At 56.5% G+C, this 17,138-nt stretch carries 15 protein-coding genes; 2 read left to right on the forward strand and 13 right to left on the reverse strand.

The window, feature by feature from the left end:
* Positions 1-4 precede the first annotated feature (4 nt).
* The 5 genes from menH to AL479_RS01495 all read right to left on the reverse strand — a co-directional run bounded on the left by menH (position 5) and on the right by AL479_RS01495 (position 4,731).
* The gene (menH, locus tag AL479_RS01475) at positions 5-763 is read right to left on the reverse strand and encodes a 2-succinyl-6-hydroxy-2,4-cyclohexadiene-1-carboxylate synthase (RefSeq protein WP_061074797.1); all 759 of its coding nucleotides are present in this window, start codon (positions 761-763) and stop codon (positions 5-7) included.
* Positions 760-2,430, reverse strand: coding sequence for a 2-succinyl-5-enolpyruvyl-6-hydroxy-3-cyclohexene-1-carboxylic-acid synthase (gene menD, locus AL479_RS01480; protein ID WP_061074798.1), 1,671 nt, complete (start codon positions 2,428-2,430; stop codon positions 760-762). Before menD ends, menH begins: the two co-directional genes overlap by 4 nt.
* Before the next feature lie 84 nt (positions 2,431-2,514).
* Complete coding sequence (gene menF, locus AL479_RS01485) at positions 2,515-3,813, reverse strand: isochorismate synthase MenF (protein ID WP_061074799.1); 1,299 nt, start codon at positions 3,811-3,813, stop codon at positions 2,515-2,517.
* A gap of 97 nt (positions 3,814-3,910) precedes the next feature.
* Positions 3,911-4,216: a stress response protein ElaB gene (elaB, locus tag AL479_RS01490; RefSeq protein WP_061074800.1), complete on the reverse strand. Its 306-nt coding sequence runs from the start codon at positions 4,214-4,216 to the stop codon at positions 3,911-3,913.
* Between the two features lie 47 nt (positions 4,217-4,263).
* Entirely contained in the window at positions 4,264-4,731 is a 468-nt protein-coding gene (locus tag AL479_RS01495; RefSeq protein ID WP_061074801.1) for a GNAT family N-acetyltransferase, read from the reverse strand.
* Between the two features lie 66 nt (positions 4,732-4,797).
* Between AL479_RS01495 and rbn the strand changes: the two genes are divergently transcribed.
* Together rbn and AL479_RS01505 are read left to right on the forward strand one after the other, a co-directional pair.
* Positions 4,798-5,715 carry a ribonuclease BN gene (rbn, locus tag AL479_RS01500; RefSeq protein WP_061074802.1) on the forward strand — a complete coding sequence of 306 codons (918 nt, stop codon included), beginning with the start codon at positions 4,798-4,800 and terminating at the stop codon, positions 5,713-5,715.
* Positions 5,716-5,778: 63 nt separating this feature from the next.
* Positions 5,779-6,783 (forward strand): chemotaxis protein, encoded by a 1,005-nt coding sequence (locus tag AL479_RS01505; protein ID WP_044258510.1) that lies wholly within the window; start codon positions 5,779-5,781, stop codon positions 6,781-6,783.
* Positions 6,784-6,841: 58 nt separating this feature from the next.
* Here the strand turns inward: AL479_RS01505 and nuoN are convergent, their stop codons facing one another.
* The 8 genes from nuoN to nuoG all read right to left on the reverse strand — a co-directional run bounded on the left by nuoN (position 6,842) and on the right by nuoG (position 17,085).
* The gene (nuoN, locus tag AL479_RS01510) at positions 6,842-8,299 is read right to left on the reverse strand and encodes an NADH-quinone oxidoreductase subunit NuoN (RefSeq protein WP_042317815.1); all 1,458 of its coding nucleotides are present in this window, start codon (positions 8,297-8,299) and stop codon (positions 6,842-6,844) included.
* A 6-nt stretch (positions 8,300-8,305) separates the two neighbouring features.
* On the reverse strand, positions 8,306-9,835 hold the full coding sequence (gene nuoM, locus AL479_RS01515) for an NADH-quinone oxidoreductase subunit M (RefSeq protein WP_043000021.1): 1,530 nt from the start codon (positions 9,833-9,835) through the stop codon (positions 8,306-8,308).
* Between the two features lie 289 nt (positions 9,836-10,124).
* On the reverse strand, positions 10,125-11,966 hold the full coding sequence (gene nuoL / locus AL479_RS01520) for an NADH-quinone oxidoreductase subunit L (protein ID WP_061074803.1): 1,842 nt from the start codon (positions 11,964-11,966) through the stop codon (positions 10,125-10,127).
* Positions 11,963-12,265, reverse strand: coding sequence for an NADH-quinone oxidoreductase subunit NuoK (gene nuoK, locus AL479_RS01525; RefSeq protein WP_000612644.1), 303 nt, complete (start codon positions 12,263-12,265; stop codon positions 11,963-11,965). Before nuoK ends, nuoL begins: the two co-directional genes overlap by 4 nt.
* A complete protein-coding gene (gene nuoJ / locus AL479_RS01530; RefSeq protein WP_042317811.1) occupies positions 12,262-12,816 on the reverse strand; it encodes an NADH-quinone oxidoreductase subunit J in 555 nt (184 codons plus the stop codon). Before nuoJ ends, nuoK begins: the two co-directional genes overlap by 4 nt.
* Positions 12,817-12,827: 11 nt before the next feature.
* Positions 12,828-13,370 carry an NADH-quinone oxidoreductase subunit NuoI gene (gene nuoI / locus AL479_RS01535; protein ID WP_005129470.1) on the reverse strand — a complete coding sequence of 181 codons (543 nt, stop codon included), beginning with the start codon at positions 13,368-13,370 and terminating at the stop codon, positions 12,828-12,830.
* Between the two features lie 14 nt (positions 13,371-13,384).
* The gene (nuoH, locus tag AL479_RS01540; protein WP_061074804.1) at positions 13,385-14,362 is read right to left on the reverse strand and encodes an NADH-quinone oxidoreductase subunit NuoH; all 978 of its coding nucleotides are present in this window, start codon (positions 14,360-14,362) and stop codon (positions 13,385-13,387) included.
* The gene (gene nuoG / locus AL479_RS01545) at positions 14,359-17,085 is read right to left on the reverse strand and encodes an NADH-quinone oxidoreductase subunit NuoG (protein WP_061077908.1); all 2,727 of its coding nucleotides are present in this window, start codon (positions 17,083-17,085) and stop codon (positions 14,359-14,361) included. The genes nuoH and nuoG overlap by 4 nt, the downstream gene beginning before the upstream one ends.
* Positions 17,086-17,138: the final 53 nt, after the last annotated feature.

Below are 17,138 nucleotides of genomic sequence, written 5' to 3' on the forward strand. Positions count from 1 at the left end.
TTAGTCAGAGACGCAGAATCTGCGCCAGACAGTCCACCACGCCTGCGGGGTTTTCCCGATGCGCGTTGTGTCCGGCGTTACGAATCACATGGCGGGTCGCCGCTAACTCCGTCGCGAGAGCGCAGAATTTGCTGTCACGTTCACCACATAAATAATAAAACGGAAACGCGCGCGCGTTGAGCGCCGCGCGTAAATCAGGCTGGACCGCCAGCGAGGTGGCTTCCAGCATTGCCGCCAGCGTTTCACCGTTATTCTGGCTACGCAGCGCAACCAATGCTTCTCGTTGCTGCGCGTTCAGCGAAGCAAAAACCGGCTGCTGGTACCAGTCATAAAAAACGTCAGTCAGTGCGTCATGGCGAAAACGTTCCGCCCAGTGGTGGTCAGAATCTCGGCGAGCATCACGTTCAGCGTCGCTTTGCAGTCCCGGATGCCCACCTTCAACCACCAGGCCGCAAAGCCCCGGCATCGCCTGACAGGCCGCCATCATCGCCACTCTGCCGCCAAGGGAATATCCTATCAGCCAGTAGCTTAGTATGTTGTAACTAAGAAGAGTATTATGCAGTAAGGCAAGCACATCGGCGAATCCGCTAACGCGAATCTCCGCCGAACCGCCATGGCCGGGCAAATCGATATACAGCCGGGAAAAGCCCGTAAGCTGCTCGCCAACCGGCTGCCACTCCTGACCATCACCTGAAAAACCGTGCAAAAAAACCAGCCAGGGTGAACCTGGCTGCGCGTCTTTTGCCTGCGCGTGCAGGATCATAGATGGCTTACCTGCGCCAAGAGCTGTTGCAGGGTTTGTGCGCCGTCGGTGTCATTGACCACCAGTTCAATCACCGTGGTCGCAGGAGTACGCCATGCGCCCGCCAGCGCCGTCTCCAGTTCATCCCAGCTTTCCGGACGATGATACTTGAGGTTGAACATTGCGGCCGCGTGTTCAAAATGGACATTCTGCGGCATCAGATAGAAGCGTTCACGTTCGCTCTGCGGCGTGGGCAGTAGTGAGAAAATCTGCCCGCCGTTATTGTTCACCACAATCAGTACGAACGGTGCGGAAACCTGGCGCAACAGGGCTAACGCGTTGAGATCGTACAGCGCCGATAAATCGCCCACGATCGCCAGTGTCGATTTCGCGCTGGCGCGCTGTACGCCTGCGGCCGTTGATATTAAGCCATCGATACCGCTGGCCCCGCGATTGCTGTAAACCGGGTAACCTGCCGGGAGTTTTGACAGCGCATCAATCAGGCGCACCACCAGGCTGTTGCCGACAAAAAGCTGCCCTTGCTCAGGCAGATAGTCGCGAATGCGATGAGCCAGTTGCGCCTCGCCAAAGGTATCCCGACGCGCTACGACGGCCTGCCAGGCCTGCTCCGCCAGACGCGGGATATCCACACACCACGGTTGACGTTTTTCCGCAGGATGCAGTTCCAGCCAGTCGCCGATTTTTGCCACCAGACGGCGACCGCGATGATGCGCCGGATCCAGCCGCCCTTCGATATTATCGACAATCCAGTACTCTTGCGGCTCACAGCTTGCCTGCCATTGCAGTAAGCGCTTTCCGGTCAGGCTGCTGCCCAGTTGCACCACAATCTGCGCCTGCTGCAGTTCCGTTACGGCCTTCGGATTGCCGAGCCAGAGGTCAGCACAAGGGAGCGGCTGTCCGGTTTGCGACAGCACATCGCCAATCAGCGGCCAGCCCAACGTCTGCGCCCATTGCGCAACTTTCTTACCCTCTTCCGCGCTCATTCGCCCGGCGACGACAACGCCGCGTTTTTGCCGCCAGAAGAACCAGTCGCGCTGTTTGTCGCTTTCCAGCCGACGTGCTTCGCGCAGCCAGGGTTTGTCATCCTGCCACCAGTCACCGAGGCGCTGCTGCCAGGCCAGACCGGTTTCGTCCATCTCGCCATACAGCGGCTCAGCGAACGGGCAGTTGATATGGACCGCGCCAGCATGCAGCGAGGCCAGCGCATTATCGATGGTCGACACCAGCCAACGGGCCGGAATGTCCTGGGTCGGGCGCGGAAGGGAAAGCGTTTGTGACGGATGTGACGCAAACATGCCCGCCTGACGAATCGCCTGGTTCGCGCCGCAGTCAATCAGTTCAGGGGGACGATCGGCCGTCAGAAGGATCAGTTTTTCACCGGTCAGCCCCGCTTCAATCAGCGCCGGATAGAGGTTAGCGACCGCCGTACCGGAGGTCACGATCACGGCAACAGGTTGTTTACTCACCTTCGCCAGTCCCAGCGCCAGATGGCCAAGACCACGCTCATCAAAATGGGTGTGGTGAATAAAAGCCGAATTTTCCGCCGCCGCCAGGGTGAGCGGCGTTGAACGAGAGCCAGGGGCAATGCAAACATGCCTGACACCGTGGCGAGTTAATGCTTCCAGAATGACCGCCGCCCAGCGTCGGTTAAATGCGCTTACTGACATGAGATTGTCCGGTATCAATATTGCGACTCAGTATAAAGAACGGGAAAAAGGGATTATTGATATGAGTCGGGAATATGTAACTCATTATCCATCCATCTGTAACAAAGATCGCAGGCCAGCGGCTTTATTGTCGATTTCCTGCCACTCCTGCTCAGGATCTGACCCGCGAACGATACCCGCGCCGGCATACAGTCGAACCACGTTACCGCTGATTTTCGCCGAGCGCAGCGAGACACAAAATTCGCTTTGCTGTAATGACAGATAGCCCGCCGACCCGGCGTACCATTCCCGCGCAAAAGGTTCATGTTGCTGAATAAACGCCCGCGCCCGTTCGCGTGGGATCCCGGCGACGGCAGCCGTCGGCTGCAGTTGCAGTAAACACAGCGTGTCATCCGCCTGATTCAGCGCCGTCCAGATGCAGCGTCGCAAATGCTGCACTTTTCGCAACCGCAGCACCTGCGGCGGTAAAACGTCCAGCGAATGCGTGTACTCCTGCAGGCGCTGGCAGATATCCTCGACCACCAGCATATTTTCGCGCTGATTTTTGTCGTCCTTCATCAGCCATTCGCCCAGTTGCCAGGCCTTATAATCGTCAGGATGATTTGCTACCGTCCCGGCGAGCGCCTCGGTACGGAGCGCAGTATCGCGGCGTCGCCAGAGACGTTCGGGAGACGAGCCCAGGAACGCGCTCTGCGCAGAAAACGCCATGTAAAAATGGTAGCAGTTCAGGTTCAAACGGCGACTTGAAGCCATCACAGCAGCGGCATTCACCGGGCGAGAAAAGTGCAGATCGCTGGCGCGCGCCAGCACCACTTTCTCCAGTTCGCCTTCAGCAATCGTCTGAGTGGCCTGCTCAATCAGGTTGATCCAGCCCGCTTTTTCAGGCCAGTGCTGTTCACCGGTTTTGCTCAGCCGCAATGTCGGCAACGGTTTTACACTCGCCAGCGAGGCGAGAAAAGTCAGCGCCCGGTCAGCATCCTCGCGCAGAGAAACATCACTCCACAGATGCAGGCGCAGCACCGCCACGCCTGCGCAGCGCCGCCACTCAAGACGCGGTAACACCAGGTTGCCCTGCTGAGGATCGAACGCGTTCAGTCCCCAGATACGCAGGTCGGTTTGCTGCGGATGTTGACGAAGAAAGCATTGCGCCTCATCGAGAGAAGAAAAGGACGCAACGACGCCCAGCACGGCGGCCTCTTCATCACCGTTGCGCTGCTGCCAGTAAAATTGCGGATAAATGGACTGACTTGCCAGCCAGCTTAACGCATCGAAAGCGTCATTAAGGGGAAAAGGAACATCGAGAACCCGAATGCCAGGTGCCGCCGGGATCGCCTGCGACAAAAGACGCGTCAGACCTTCCAGCGCAGTAGTGAGTGAATGCACGCGGACCTCTCCCTGTTAAAAACCTCACATTATACGGGGTACTGCGGAAAAAAAGCAGTACCCCAGTTTAGGGAGTCAATGCGATCTCGCTTACGGGTTAGCGTCGTGCCAGCAGTAAGCCGAGCACCAGTCCGACCGTCGCGCCAACGCCAATCCCCTGCCAGGGCTTTTCGTGCACATAGTCATCCGCACGATAAACGGCCTGTCTGGCACGATAATAGTAGCTATCTGAAGCCTGACTTACGCGATTTTTGACCTCATCCAGCGCCTGTTCCGCCCGCGCTTTCAGCTCGATGTACTTTTGATCGGCAGGATCTCCTGAGGAACGTAGCACCTCTTCCAGCGTTTCACTCAGCAACGTCAGGTCGTCATCAATACGCGAATCACCAAATTGATAAGACATTCTCGTTCTCCATGTTAGTAAACCTGCCCCTAACTATAGACAATGACTCAGGATCCCGCCTGAACCGCTTCGCGCGCCATCCCCACATGAGGGATGCCATCTTCCTCATAGACGTCGGTGACCGGTGCAAAACCAAATCGTGCATAGAATGCCTGCAAATGCGCCTGTGCGCCCAGATACAGCGCCTTCTCCGGCCAGTGTTGCTGGCAGGATACCAGCGTCTGCGCCATCAAGTTTTGGCCCAGTTTTTCACCGCGTAACGCTTCACTGACGATCACCCGTCCAATCACTACGGGCTCCAGTTCTTCAGCACTTTTCAGAATCCTCGCATACGCCACCAGTTCGCCATCATGCCAGCCAAGAATATGGCGGTTTTCACCCACCAGATCATCGCCGTCCACGTCGAGATAGGGACAGTTCTGTTCCACAACAAACACCGCACAGCGCAGTTTTAACAGCGCATAGAGCTGTGGGACGGTTAATTCCGAATGATGCAGGTCTTGCCAGGTAATCATCGTGCGCTCCTTTTTCCGTAAACGATTTATACTAGCCAGATTATTTTTCAAAAGTGTAATGAAATAATGGAATTTCTCTTTTTAGGTACCTCGGCTGGCGTGCCCACGCGTGCGCGAAACGTGACGGCCATTTTGCTGCATCATCAGCACCCGACGCAGCCCGCGCTGTGGCTGTTTGACTGTGGTGAAGGCACGCAGCATCAGATGTTGAACACGGCATATCATCCCGGCAAAATTGAACGGATTTTCATCAGCCATCTGCACGGCGATCATCTGTTCGGTTTGCCGGGTTTATTATGCAGTCGTTCGATGGCGGGCAATGCTCACCCGTTGACACTTTACGGCCCGAAGGGACTGCGTGAGTTTACTGAAACCGCACTGCGTCTGAGCGGCTCCTGGACTGACTATCCGCTGGAAATCGTCGAAATCACCGCCGGGGAAATTCTCGATGACGGACTGCGAAAAGTAACAGCTTACCCGCTTGAACACCCGCTGGAGTGTTACGGCTACCGCGTTGAGGAGCATGATAAACCCGGTGCGTTAAACGCCAGAGCGCTGAAAGCCGCTGGGGTGAAAGCCGGTCCCTGGTTCCAGGATCTGAAAGCTGGCAAAACGGTCACCCTGGACGACGGCAGCGTAATACGCGGGGCCGATTTCCTTGCCCCGGTGACGCCCGGTAAAACAGTCGCGATTTTTGGTGATACCGCTCCGTGCGCATCCGCGCTTGCGCTGGCGAAAGGGGTCGACGTGATGATTCACGAGACCACGCTGGATACGTCAATGGAAGAAAAGGCCAACAGCCGTGGACACAGTTCTACCCGCCAGGCGGCGCTGCTGGCACGGGAAGCTGCAGTCGGCAAACTCATCATGACACACGTCAGTTCACGCTATGACGCCGCGGGTTGCCAGCGACTGCTGGCAGAGTGTCAGGCTATCTTTCCCTCCACTGAACTTGCCGACGATTTCGCCATTTTCACGGTTTAGTGCTCCATTTTTCGCTCTCAGTGCCGATAACAGTAAAAACGCAGTATTCACACTGAGGACAGCATGGACAATTTCCAGAAAGATATCGATGACAGGGCGAATCTGACCCTGTCCAACCGCTTTGAACTGCTGCTGTTTCGTCTGGGAAACTCCCTGCACGAACAGAAATCAGAGCTGTTTGGCATTAACGTGTTCAAATTGCGCGAAATTGTACCCATGCCTGCCTTTACCCGTCCGGCGGGGATGAAGGCGCCATTGCTGGGCATGGTCAATATTCGCGACCAGGTGATTCCGGTCATTGATCTCCCCGCCGTTGCCGGTTGTAAGCCGGAGAATGGGCTCAACATTCTGTTAATCACCGAATACGCCCGTAGCGTGCAGGCCTTCGCCGTCGAGTCGGTAGAGAACATCATGCGTCTGGACTGGAAGCAGGTACACACCGCAGAGAAAGCGGTGAACGGCCGCTATATCACCAGCATCGCCTGTCTGGATGAAGACAAAGAGACCAACAACCTGGCGCTGGTGCTCGACGTGGAACAGATCCTGTATGACATCGTGCCATCGAATCACGATCTGCGCGCGACGGAACTGAAAACCAATAAGTTCAACATCACCCCCGGAGCCGTCGCCATCGTCGCGGAAGACTCCCGCGTGGCCCGCGCGATGCTGGAGAAAGGTCTGACGGCCATGGACATTCCTCATCAAATGCACGTCACCGGTAAAGATGCGTGGGACAAAATTCAGCAACTGGCGCAGGAAGCAGAAGCGGAAGGCAAAGCGATTAGCGAGAAGATCGCGCTGGTGCTAACCGATCTGGAAATGCCGGAAATGGATGGTTTCACCCTGACCCGGAAAATCAAAACCGACGAGCGGCTGAAGAAAATCCCGGTGGTGATCCACTCTTCCCTTTCCGGCAGCGCCAACGAAGATCACGTCCGCAAAGTGAAAGCCGATGGCTACGTGGCGAAGTTTGAAGTGAATGAACTGTCATCCGTTATTCAGGAAGTGATGGACCGCGCGGCGCAAAACATCAGCGGCCCGCTGGTCAGCCGTCAGTTAATTGCCTGATGATTCTTCACCCATAAAAAAACCCGCCTCGGCGGGTTTTTCGTTTATGGCTTGTCGCTTACATCAGCGGTGCAGCTAACTGCACAATACTGATCAGCGGCTGCGGGTAGATACCCAGCACCAGCACCAGCAGTGCGGAGATCAGTACCACAATGCCGCCCGCGCTGTACTGCCAGTTAGACGGCGCATCGCGGTTAAGCTGCTGCGGCGCACTCAGGTACAGACTCACGGCAACACGCAGATAGTAGTACAAACCAATCGCGGAACCGACCACCACAGCGGCAACCAGCCACCACAGGTGCGCCTGTACACCGACGGCCAGCACATAGAACTTACCGATAAAGCCCAGCGTCATCGGGATACCCGCCAGAGACAGCATCATTACCGTCATCACTGCCGCAAGGATCGGACGATGCCAGAACAGCCCACGGTAGGAGAACAGAGAATCGGCATCCGGGCCGCGGTACGGACTGGACATCAGGCTGACCACGCCGAACGCGCCGAGACTGCTGAACAGGTAACCGGCAAGGTAAACGCCGACCGCTTCCATGGACATCTCGCCGCTTTGCAGAGCAATCAGCGCCACCAACAGGTAGCCGAGGTGAGAGATAGACGAATAACCCAGCAGACGCTTGATGTTAGTCTGACTCAGCGCCATCAGGTTACCGAAGATGATGGAAGCAAAGGCAATCACGCCCAGTACCACGCGAACCGCTTCACTGTCGCCAACCGGCGCGTACAGGAACAGACGCATCACCACGCCGAAGATAGCGATTTTGCTCGCCGTCGCCAGGAAGGTGGAAACCGGGGCCGGTGCGCCCTGGTAGACATCTGGCGTCCACAGGTGGAACGGAACCAGAGAGAGTTTAAAGCCCAGACCAACAATCATCATCCCGAAGCCTGCCAGCAGCAGCGGCTCGTTCAGCATACCGTCGCCGAGGCTCTTACCGAGCGCCACAAACGACAGGTTGCCAGACTGCGCGTACACCAGTGCCATACCAAACAGCAGGAATGAAGAGGCGGCGGCAGACAGGATGGTGTATTTGATACTGGCTTCCAGCGAACGTTTCTGACGGAAGGCATAGCCCACCAGACCAAACAGCGGCAGGGAGATCAGTTCGATACCAAGGAACAGCGCCGCCAGATGATTCGCGTTCGCCAGCAGAATGCCACCCAGCGCGGCAATCAGCACCAGCAGGTAGAACTCTTCCCGGTTATCGTCATAGCCTTCCAGCCACGGATAGGCAAAAGTACAGGTCGCCAGACTCGCCAGCAGAACCAGTCCGGTGTAGAGCATCGCGAAACCGTCAACCCGCATCAGCGGGGTGACATCCATCGCGCCAGCCTGGCCAACAAACCAGAGCGAAACCAGCGCGGCGTTAAGCCCAATGACCGACAGCGTGGCATTGAGGAAGTGATTGCGTCGCCACGCAATGGAGAGCATCACAACCACCACCGTCAAGCCGACGATCAGCAGCGGTAGCAGCGCAATCAGGTGTTGTGGAGTTATTGTCATGGCGATTTACGGCCTTGTAGTAGTAACGGAATTAACAAACCACTGCTGGATGTTGCTCATCGCAGAATGCGAGGTATCCAGAATCGGCTGCGGATAGAAGCCAAGCAGTACCAGAAGCACGACCAGCAACAGGATGATAAACAGCTCACGCAGCGACATCCCTGGCAGTTCTTGTTGTGCAATCTGGCTCTTCGCTTTACCGAAGTAAGCGCGATGCAGCATCGCCAGCGAGTAAACAGAGGCAAACACCAGACCAAAGGTCGAAATCACGGTGATCACCGGAACGACCTGGTAGCTGCCGAACAGGATCATAAATTCGCCAACGAAGTTACCGGTGCCCGGCATACCCAGCGTCGCCACCGCGAAGAACATGGACAGTGCTGGCAACCATTTCATCTTGCCCCACAGACCGCCCATCATGCGCATGTCGCGAGTATGCAGTCGTTCGTACAACTGACCACACAGAATGAACAGACCCGCAGCGGACAGGCCGTGCGCGATCATCTGAATCACCGCCCCCTGGTACGCCAGCTGGCTGCCGGTGTAGATGGCAATCAGCACGAAGCCCATGTGTGAAACCGAGGTGTAGGCGATCAGACGTTTAATGTCGTACTGCGTGAACGCCATCCATGCACCGTAGAAGATACCGATGACGCCCAGCCACATCGCGATAGGTGCGAACTCCGCTGACGCGTTCGGGAACAGCGGCAGGGAGAAACGCAGCAGACCGTAAGCGGCGGTTTTCAGCAGAATACCGGCGAGGTCAACGGAACCTGCGGTCGGTGCCTGGGAGTGCGCATCCGGCAGCCAGCCGTGCAGCGGAACCACCGGCATTTTCACCGCAAACGCGATGAAGAAGCCCAGCATCAGCAGATATTCGACGCCGTGAGACATCGGGGTTTTCAGCAGGTCTTCATAGTTGAAGGTCCACACGCCGGTCGCATTGTGGTGAACAAACACCAGCGCCAGGATAGCAATCAGCATCACCAGACCGCTCGCCTGGGTATAAATGAAGAACTTGGTTGCCGCCGTGATACGCGTTTTACCGTCGGACGCCTTGTGGCCCCACAGCGCGATCAGGAAGTACATCGGCACCAGCATCATTTCCCAGAAGAAGAAGAACAGGAACATGTCGATGGCAAGGAACACGCCGATCACGCCGCCCAGGATCCACATCAGGTTCAGGTGGAAGAAGCCCTGGTATTTTTCGATTTCTCGCCAGGAACACAACACCGCCAGAACGCCAAGCAGACCGGTCAGCACCACCATCAGCAGCGACAAGCCGTCGATGGCCAGGTGAATCGAGATGCCAAAGCGTGGGATCCACGGCAGGACAAATTCAGACTGCCACTGCGGAATGCCAGCAGACTGCGTCAGCGAATAACCGCCCTGTAGCCACAGTTGCAGGCCAAGCGCGAGCGTCAGTCCCATGGTGATCAGCGCGATCCAGCGCGGCACCTTCACGCCAAAGCGTTCGGTCTGCCAGCACAGGAAGCCACCGATAAAGGGGATTAGTATCAACCAGGGTAATAACATAGCTAAGTATGTCCCTTATATTTACTCCTGCTCAGGCTATCTCACTCGTCAGCCCAAATCCCGGCAGTGCTCGCAATCCTCACGTACTTCAGTACGCTCCGGTTGCTCTGCGCTGGCGGTCTCCGGTTTGACTTCGCCGATGACGCCTGTACATCAGGAACAGATTTTCAACGAATTCTAAAAATTATTTTTGGGTTTGTTGTGTCGGGTGGCGCTAACGCTTACCCGACCTACGGCCTCGTAGGCCCGGTAAGCACAGTGCCACCGGGCACAATCCCGACCCGCAAACTCAACGCAGTACCATCAGCAGTGCCAGCACGACAACCGCACCGATGCTCATTGACGCGACATACCAGCGCAGATAACCGTTCTCGCTGAACAGCAAGCCTTTACCTGCGAAGCGGGAAAGGATTGCCGGTACGTTCATCAGGGCATTGAGCGGATCGCGTTTAAGCAGCCAGGCGACGCCAAGGAACGGCTTAACGAACACTTTGTCGTACAGCCAGTCGAAGCCCCAGGCGTTATACCACCAGGTCCCCAGCAGACGGCCCGGTGCACTGTTGGCAATCGAGGTCACAAGCGTACGTTTACCCAGCCACAGCCATGCGGCAATCAGGATGCCCGCAATCGCTACCACGCCAGAAGTTATTTCCAGGGTCATCACGCGGCCATGCTCAAGTTCAGTTGTCTGTGGCAGTACCCCCTGCAGCGGCGGCACAATCAGCGCGCCTACGAAGGTGGACAGGATCATCAGGACAATCAACGGCAGGTGGTGAGTAATCCCCTTCCCTGCATGAGCATGAATTTGTTCTTTACCGTGGAACACGATGAAAATCATACGGAAGGTATACAGGGAGGTCATGAACGCACCGACCAGACCTGCCACCATCAGATTGATATGACCATTTGCCATCGCGCCTGCCAGAATCTCATCCTTACTGAAGAAGCCTGCGGTAATCAACGGCAGCGCCGACAGCGCCGCACCGCCCACCAGGAAGCAGAGATAAACCAGCGGAATGGACTTACGCAGACCGCCCATCTTGAAGATGTTCTGTTCGTGATGGCAGGCCAGAATGACAGAGCCGGATGCCAGGAACAGCAGCGCTTTAAAGAAGGCGTGCGTCATCAGGTGGAAAATCGCCGCATCCCATGCCTGAACGCCCAGCGCCAGGAACATGTAACCGATCTGGCTCATGGTGGAATAGGCGAGTACGCGTTTGATGTCGGTTTGCACCAGTGCGGCAAAACCTGCCATCACCAGCGTCACCGCACCCACGATGCCGACCAGATGCAGAATTTCCGGGGTCATCAGGAACAGGCCATGCGTACGGGCAATCAGGTAGACACCGGCGGTAACCATCGTTGCGGCGTGGATCAGCGCGGAGACAGGCGTCGGGCCCGCCATCGCGTCAGCCAGCCATGTCTGCAACGGCAGCTGTGCCGATTTACCGACCGCACCACCCAGCAACATCAACGTCGCCCACGTCAACATATTGTTGCCTGCGGCGAAGTGTGCTGGCGCCAGTTCAACCATTTCACGGAAGTTCAGGGTGCCCAGCTCGTTGTACAGAATGAACAGTGCGAACGCGAGGAACACGTCACCCACACGGGTCACGACAAACGCTTTCATCGCCGCAGCGCCATTCTTCGGATCGGTGTAGTAGAAGCCGATCAGCAGATAAGAGCAGAGGCCCACGCCTTCCCAGCCGAGGTACATCAACAGCAGGTTATCGGACAGCACCAAAACAACCATACTGGCGATAAACAGGTTAGTGTAAGCGAAGAAGCGGGAGTAGCCCTCTTCGCCGCGCATATACCAGGATGCGAACATGTGGATCAGGAAGCCGACACCGGTGACGACCGACAGCATGGTCAGCGACAGGCCGTCCAGTACCAGGTTGAAACCAATGTTGAAGTCACCGACAGACATCCACGTCCACAGCGGCTGGCTGAACGCCTGCTTGCCGTTGGCGAAGAAGTCCATACCGACAAAGGCAGTGACCAGCGCCGCCAGACCAATGGAGCCTACGCCCACGGTTGCGGAGAGATTTTCTGACCAGCGTCCGCGAGAGAACGCCAGCAGGACAAAGCCAATCAATGGCAGAATGATGGTTAAGGCAAGCATGTTCATCCACGCATCTCACTTACTGAATCAATGTTCAGGTTCTGGCGACGGCGATGAAGTTGCAGCAACAGCGCAAGTCCAATACTCGCTTCGGCAGCCGCAAGGCTGATGGCGAGAATATACATCACCTGACCATCGGTCTGGCCCCAGTAGCTACCGGCGACCACAAAGGCCAGCGCGGAAGCGTTGATCATGATTTCCAGACCAATCAGCATAAACAGCAGATTGCGGCGGATAACCAGACCGGTTAAACCCAGAACGAATAAAATCGCAGCGAGGATCAGTCCATGTTGTAAGGGGATCATGCGTGCTCCTCCGTTTTTCTTTTCGCGCTGTCGTCTTTACGGTTGCTCAGCACTTCACCCGAACGCTCTTCGCGTCCAACGTGGAAGGCTACAACCAGACCTGCCAGCAGCAGCATGGATGCCAGTTCAACCGCCAGTACGTAAGGCCCGAACAGGGTAATACCTACCGCTTTCGCGCTGATTGGCGTGCCGTCGATACCCTGATCGTTAACACCCAGAATGGCGTAAACAATCACCACCAGCATGATGGCCGACAGAATTGCCGGGCCAATCCACACCTGCGGCTTCAGCCACTGGCGTTCCTGTTCGATTTCAGAACCGCCCAGGTTGAGCATCATCACCACAAACACGAACAGCACCATAATGGCGCCCGCGTAAACGATAATTTCCAGCGCACCCGCGAAGTAAGCGCCCAACGAGAAGAACACCCCAGAAATCGCCAGCAGCGAAATAATCAGGTACAGCAGCGCGTGCACCGGATTGGTATGGGTGATCACCCGCAAGGTTGCGAGAATGGCGATCAGGCCACAGATATAAAAAGCGAACTCCATTGCCCCTCTCCTTACGGTAACAGGCTCTTGACGTCGATAGGCTTGGCTTCGTTCTCTGCTTCGCCCTTATCTTTGCCGTCGATTGCCATACCTGCCATCCGGTAGAAGTTATATTCCGGATATTTACCCGGACCGGAGATCAGCAGATCCTCTTTCTCGTAAACCAGATCCTGGCGCTTGTACTCACCCAGTTCGAAATCTGGCGTAAGTTGAATCGCGGTTGTCGGACAGGCTTCTTCGCACAGACCGCAGAAAATGCAGCGTGAGAAGTTAATGCGGAAAAACTCCGGATACCAGCGACCGTCTTTGGTCTCTGCTTTTTGCAGAGAGATACAGCCTACCGGACACGCTACCGCACACAGGTTACAGGCAACGCAGCGTTCCTCGCCGTCCGGGTCGCGCGTCAGAACAATGCGACCACGAAAACGGGGCGGTAGATAGACCGGCTCTTCCGGGTACATCTGCGTTTCGCGTTTCGCGAACGCATGCAGGCCGATCATCCAGATACTGCGTACCTGGGTGCCGAAGCCTACTAACAATTCTTTTAAGGTCATGGTCTTTGTGCCCCTTATTGCGCCTGCCAGAGAATGACAGCCGCCGTTACCAGCAAGTTGATGAGCGTCAGCGGCAGGCAGATCTTCCAGCCGAAGGACATTACCTGGTCATAACGAGGACGCGGTAATGACGCACGAATCAAAATGAACATCATCATGAAGAACGCGGTTTTCAGCGCGAACCAGATGAATGGTGGTAAGAACGGGCCATGCCAGCCACCGAAGAACAGGGTAACCATCAGCGCAGAAATGGTGACGATACCGATGTATTCCCCCACAAAGAACAGACCGAATTTCATCCCGGAGTATTCAATGTGGTAACCATCGGCCAGTTCCTGCTCGGCTTCCGGCTGGTCAAACGGATGACGGTGACACACCGCCACGCCCGCGATAGCGAAGGTGACAAAACCAAAGAACTGCGGAATAACGTTCCAGATATCAGCCTGGTTGTTGACGATGTCGGTCATGTTAAATGAACCCGCCTGCGCCACCACGCCCATCAGGGAAAGTCCGAGGAACACTTCGTAGCTGAGCGTTTGCGCAGATGCACGCATCGCACCCAACAGCGAATATTTGTTGTTACTCGACCAACCGGCGAACAGCACCGCATACACTGCCAGACCCGCCATCATCAGAAAGAACAAGATCCCGATGTTCAGATCCGCAACCACCCAACCCGGACTCACCGGCACAATGGCAAACGCCAGCAGCAGTGAGGTAAAGGCGATCATTGGCGCAAGGGTAAAGATGACGCGATCCGAGAATTTCGGGATCCAGTCTTCTTTAAAGAACATCTTGATCATGTCCGCGACCAGCTGGAGCGAACCGCCCCAGCCGACACGGTTCGGTCCGTAGCGGTTCTGGAACAGGCCCAGCAGACGACGTTCGCCAAAGCTCATGAACGCCCCGCAGGTGACCACCACCAGCAGGATCACCACCGCTTTGAGGATGGTCAGCAGGATATCGATAAGATCCGGTGTTATCCAACTCATTGTTGTGCCTCCTGCAGATCCTCAAGACGCGCTCCCGCCAGAACAGGAGCAATGCCCGGCATGCCCATCGGCAAACCGACCTGCCCTGCCGTGAGACCTTCGGCGATTTCAACCGGCAGCGTGACCGTGTTGCCATCGTAGCTAAAGGAGACGCGGGTACCGGCATTCACGCCCAACTTCGCGGCATCAGCCGGGTTGAGTTTGATGTACGGTTGCGGCATGCGGCTCTGGAAGACCGGCGCACGCTGAGACAGTTCATCGCTACCAAACAGATGGTAGTACGGCGCGATACGCCACTGTCCGTCCTGCGCCTGGAAGCTCGCCGGAACGGTCGTGAAGTAATCCAGACCGCCTTCTGTTGCTTCGATCAGACGCACACCCGGATCGCCATGGCGCAGTTTCCCGCCCACTTCATCCTGGAACTTGTTCCACGCCTGTGGAGAGTTCCAGCCCGGAGCCCAGGCAAATGGAATCTGTGAACGCGGCGCAGACGGCTGGTTGTTCCCTTCCATTGAGAAGGCAAACATCGTGTCTTTGTCCTGCGGCTGACGCGGTTCGTGAACGCTGATGTTCGCGCGCATCGCCGTACGACCGCTGTAACGGTGCGGCTCACGCGCCAGTTTCTGTCCACGAATGCGGAAGGTGGCATCCGGCGCAGCATCTTTAATACCGGCCAGTTCAGGCATCGCAGCCACGACAGCGTCGATCACGTGGTCAAGCTGGGTCCAGTCTACTTCGCGGTTCTGCACGGTGCTGTGCAGCGAATGCAGCCAGCGCCAGCTTTCCAGCATAATGGTGTTGCTGTCGTAGTACGCCGGATCGTAAACCTGGAAGAAACGCTGAGCGCGGCCTTCATTGTTGATGACCGTACCGTCGCTCTCGGCAAAGCTGGCGGCGGAAAGCACCAGATGGGCGTTTTCCATGATCGCCGTACGCTGATGGTCAACCACCATCACCAGCGGCGCTTTTGCCAGCGCAGCATTCACGCGCGTTGCCGACGCATGACGATGCAGATCGTTTTCCAGCACCACCACCGCGTCTGCACGGCCGGTTTCCAGTTCCGTCAACGCATCATCCAGCGAACCGCCGCCCATAATGCCCAGGCCCATACTGTTAACCGAACGGGCAATCATCGTGATGCCGACGTCAGCACCGCGACCTTTCAGCGCTTTCGCCACGTTGGCAGCCGCCTGAATCACTTCAGCGCTACCGGCGTTCGTACCGGAAATGATCAGCGGTTTTTTCGCCCCGGCCAGCGCCTGGACGATCACGTCGATTTTGTTTTGCAGATCGCTGCTGATGCCGTCAACGGCTGGCGCATTGTTGTCCAGCGCATGGGCAATCGCGAAGCCTAAACGCGCCTGATCTTCAACCGGCGCACGGTAGGTCCAGGCCGCAATATCATCCAGACGGGTGTTATCCACGTTGGTGACGAACAGCGGATGCTTCGCGCGCTGACCGATGTTGAGGATTGCCGCAATCTGCCAGTCAGCCACTTTCTGGGCTGCCGCCATTTCGCGTGCTTTACCTTTCACCGCCTGACGCACGGCCAGCGCAACACGAGCCCCGGTCTGGGTGATGTCTTCGCCCAGCACCAGCACCGCATCGTAAGATTCGATATCACGCAGCGCCGGGGTATGCACACCGCCTTCACGCAGCACTTTCAGTGCCAGTTGCAGACGTTCCTGCTCGGATTGTGCAATTCCGGTATAGAAGTTTTCCGCCCCGACCAGTTCACGCAACGCGAAGTTGCTCTCAACGCTGGCACGCGGTGAGCCGATGCCAATCACTTTCTTTGACTGACGCAGAATATCTGCCGCGCCCTGCATCGCCTGTTCGGCGTTGAGGGTGATCAGGTCATCGCCACGACGCTGTACCGGCTGACGCGGACGGTCTTTCAGGTTCACGTAACCATAGCCAAAACGACCGCGGTCGCAGAGGAAGTAGTGGTTAACGGTCCCGTTATAACGGTTTTCGATGCGACGCAGTTCGCCGTAGCGCTCACCCGGGCTGGTGTTACAGCCAATGGAACACTGCTGGCAGATGCTTGGCGCAAACTGCATGTCCCACTTACGGTTATAGCGTTCGGAGTGCGTTTTATCGGTGAATACGCCGGTTGGGCAGATTTCCACCAGGTTACCGGAGAATTCGCTCTCCAGGGTACCGTCTTCCGGACGTCCGAAATAGACGTTATCGTGCGCGCCATACACGCCCAGATCCTGGCCGTCTGCATAATCTTTGTAGTAACGCACACAGCGATAACAGGCGATGCAGCGGTTCATTTCATGAGAGATGAACGGCCCCAGGTCCTGGTTGCGGTGAGTACGTTTGGTGAAACGATAGCGACGGAAACTGTGGCCGGTCATCACGGTCATATCCTGAAGGTGGCAGTTACCGCCCTCTTCACAGACCGGACAGTCGTGCGGGTGGTTGGTCATTAACCACTCCACCACGCTTTCGCGGAACTGTTTCGCTTCTTCGTCGTCAATCGAAATAAACGTGCCTTCGGTTGCCGGTGTCATACAAGACATCACCAGGCGACCACGCGTGTCTTCCGCGTTTTGGTATTGCTTCACCGCACACTGGCGGCAAGCACCAACGCTTCCCAGCGCCGGATGCCAGCAAAAGTACGGAATATCAAGGCCGAGAGACAGACAAGCTTCCAGCAGGTTGTCCGCTCCGTTGACCTCATATTCTTTGCCGTCTACATGAATCGTAGCCATAGTCAGCATGCTTCCAGTTGGCTTAGTCAGGGACTAAGCGTTAATCGAATTTC

The sequence above is a fragment of the Citrobacter amalonaticus genome (genome assembly GCF_001559075.2).
Taxonomy (GTDB): Bacteria; Pseudomonadota; Gammaproteobacteria; order Enterobacterales; family Enterobacteriaceae; genus Citrobacter_A; species Citrobacter_A amalonaticus_F.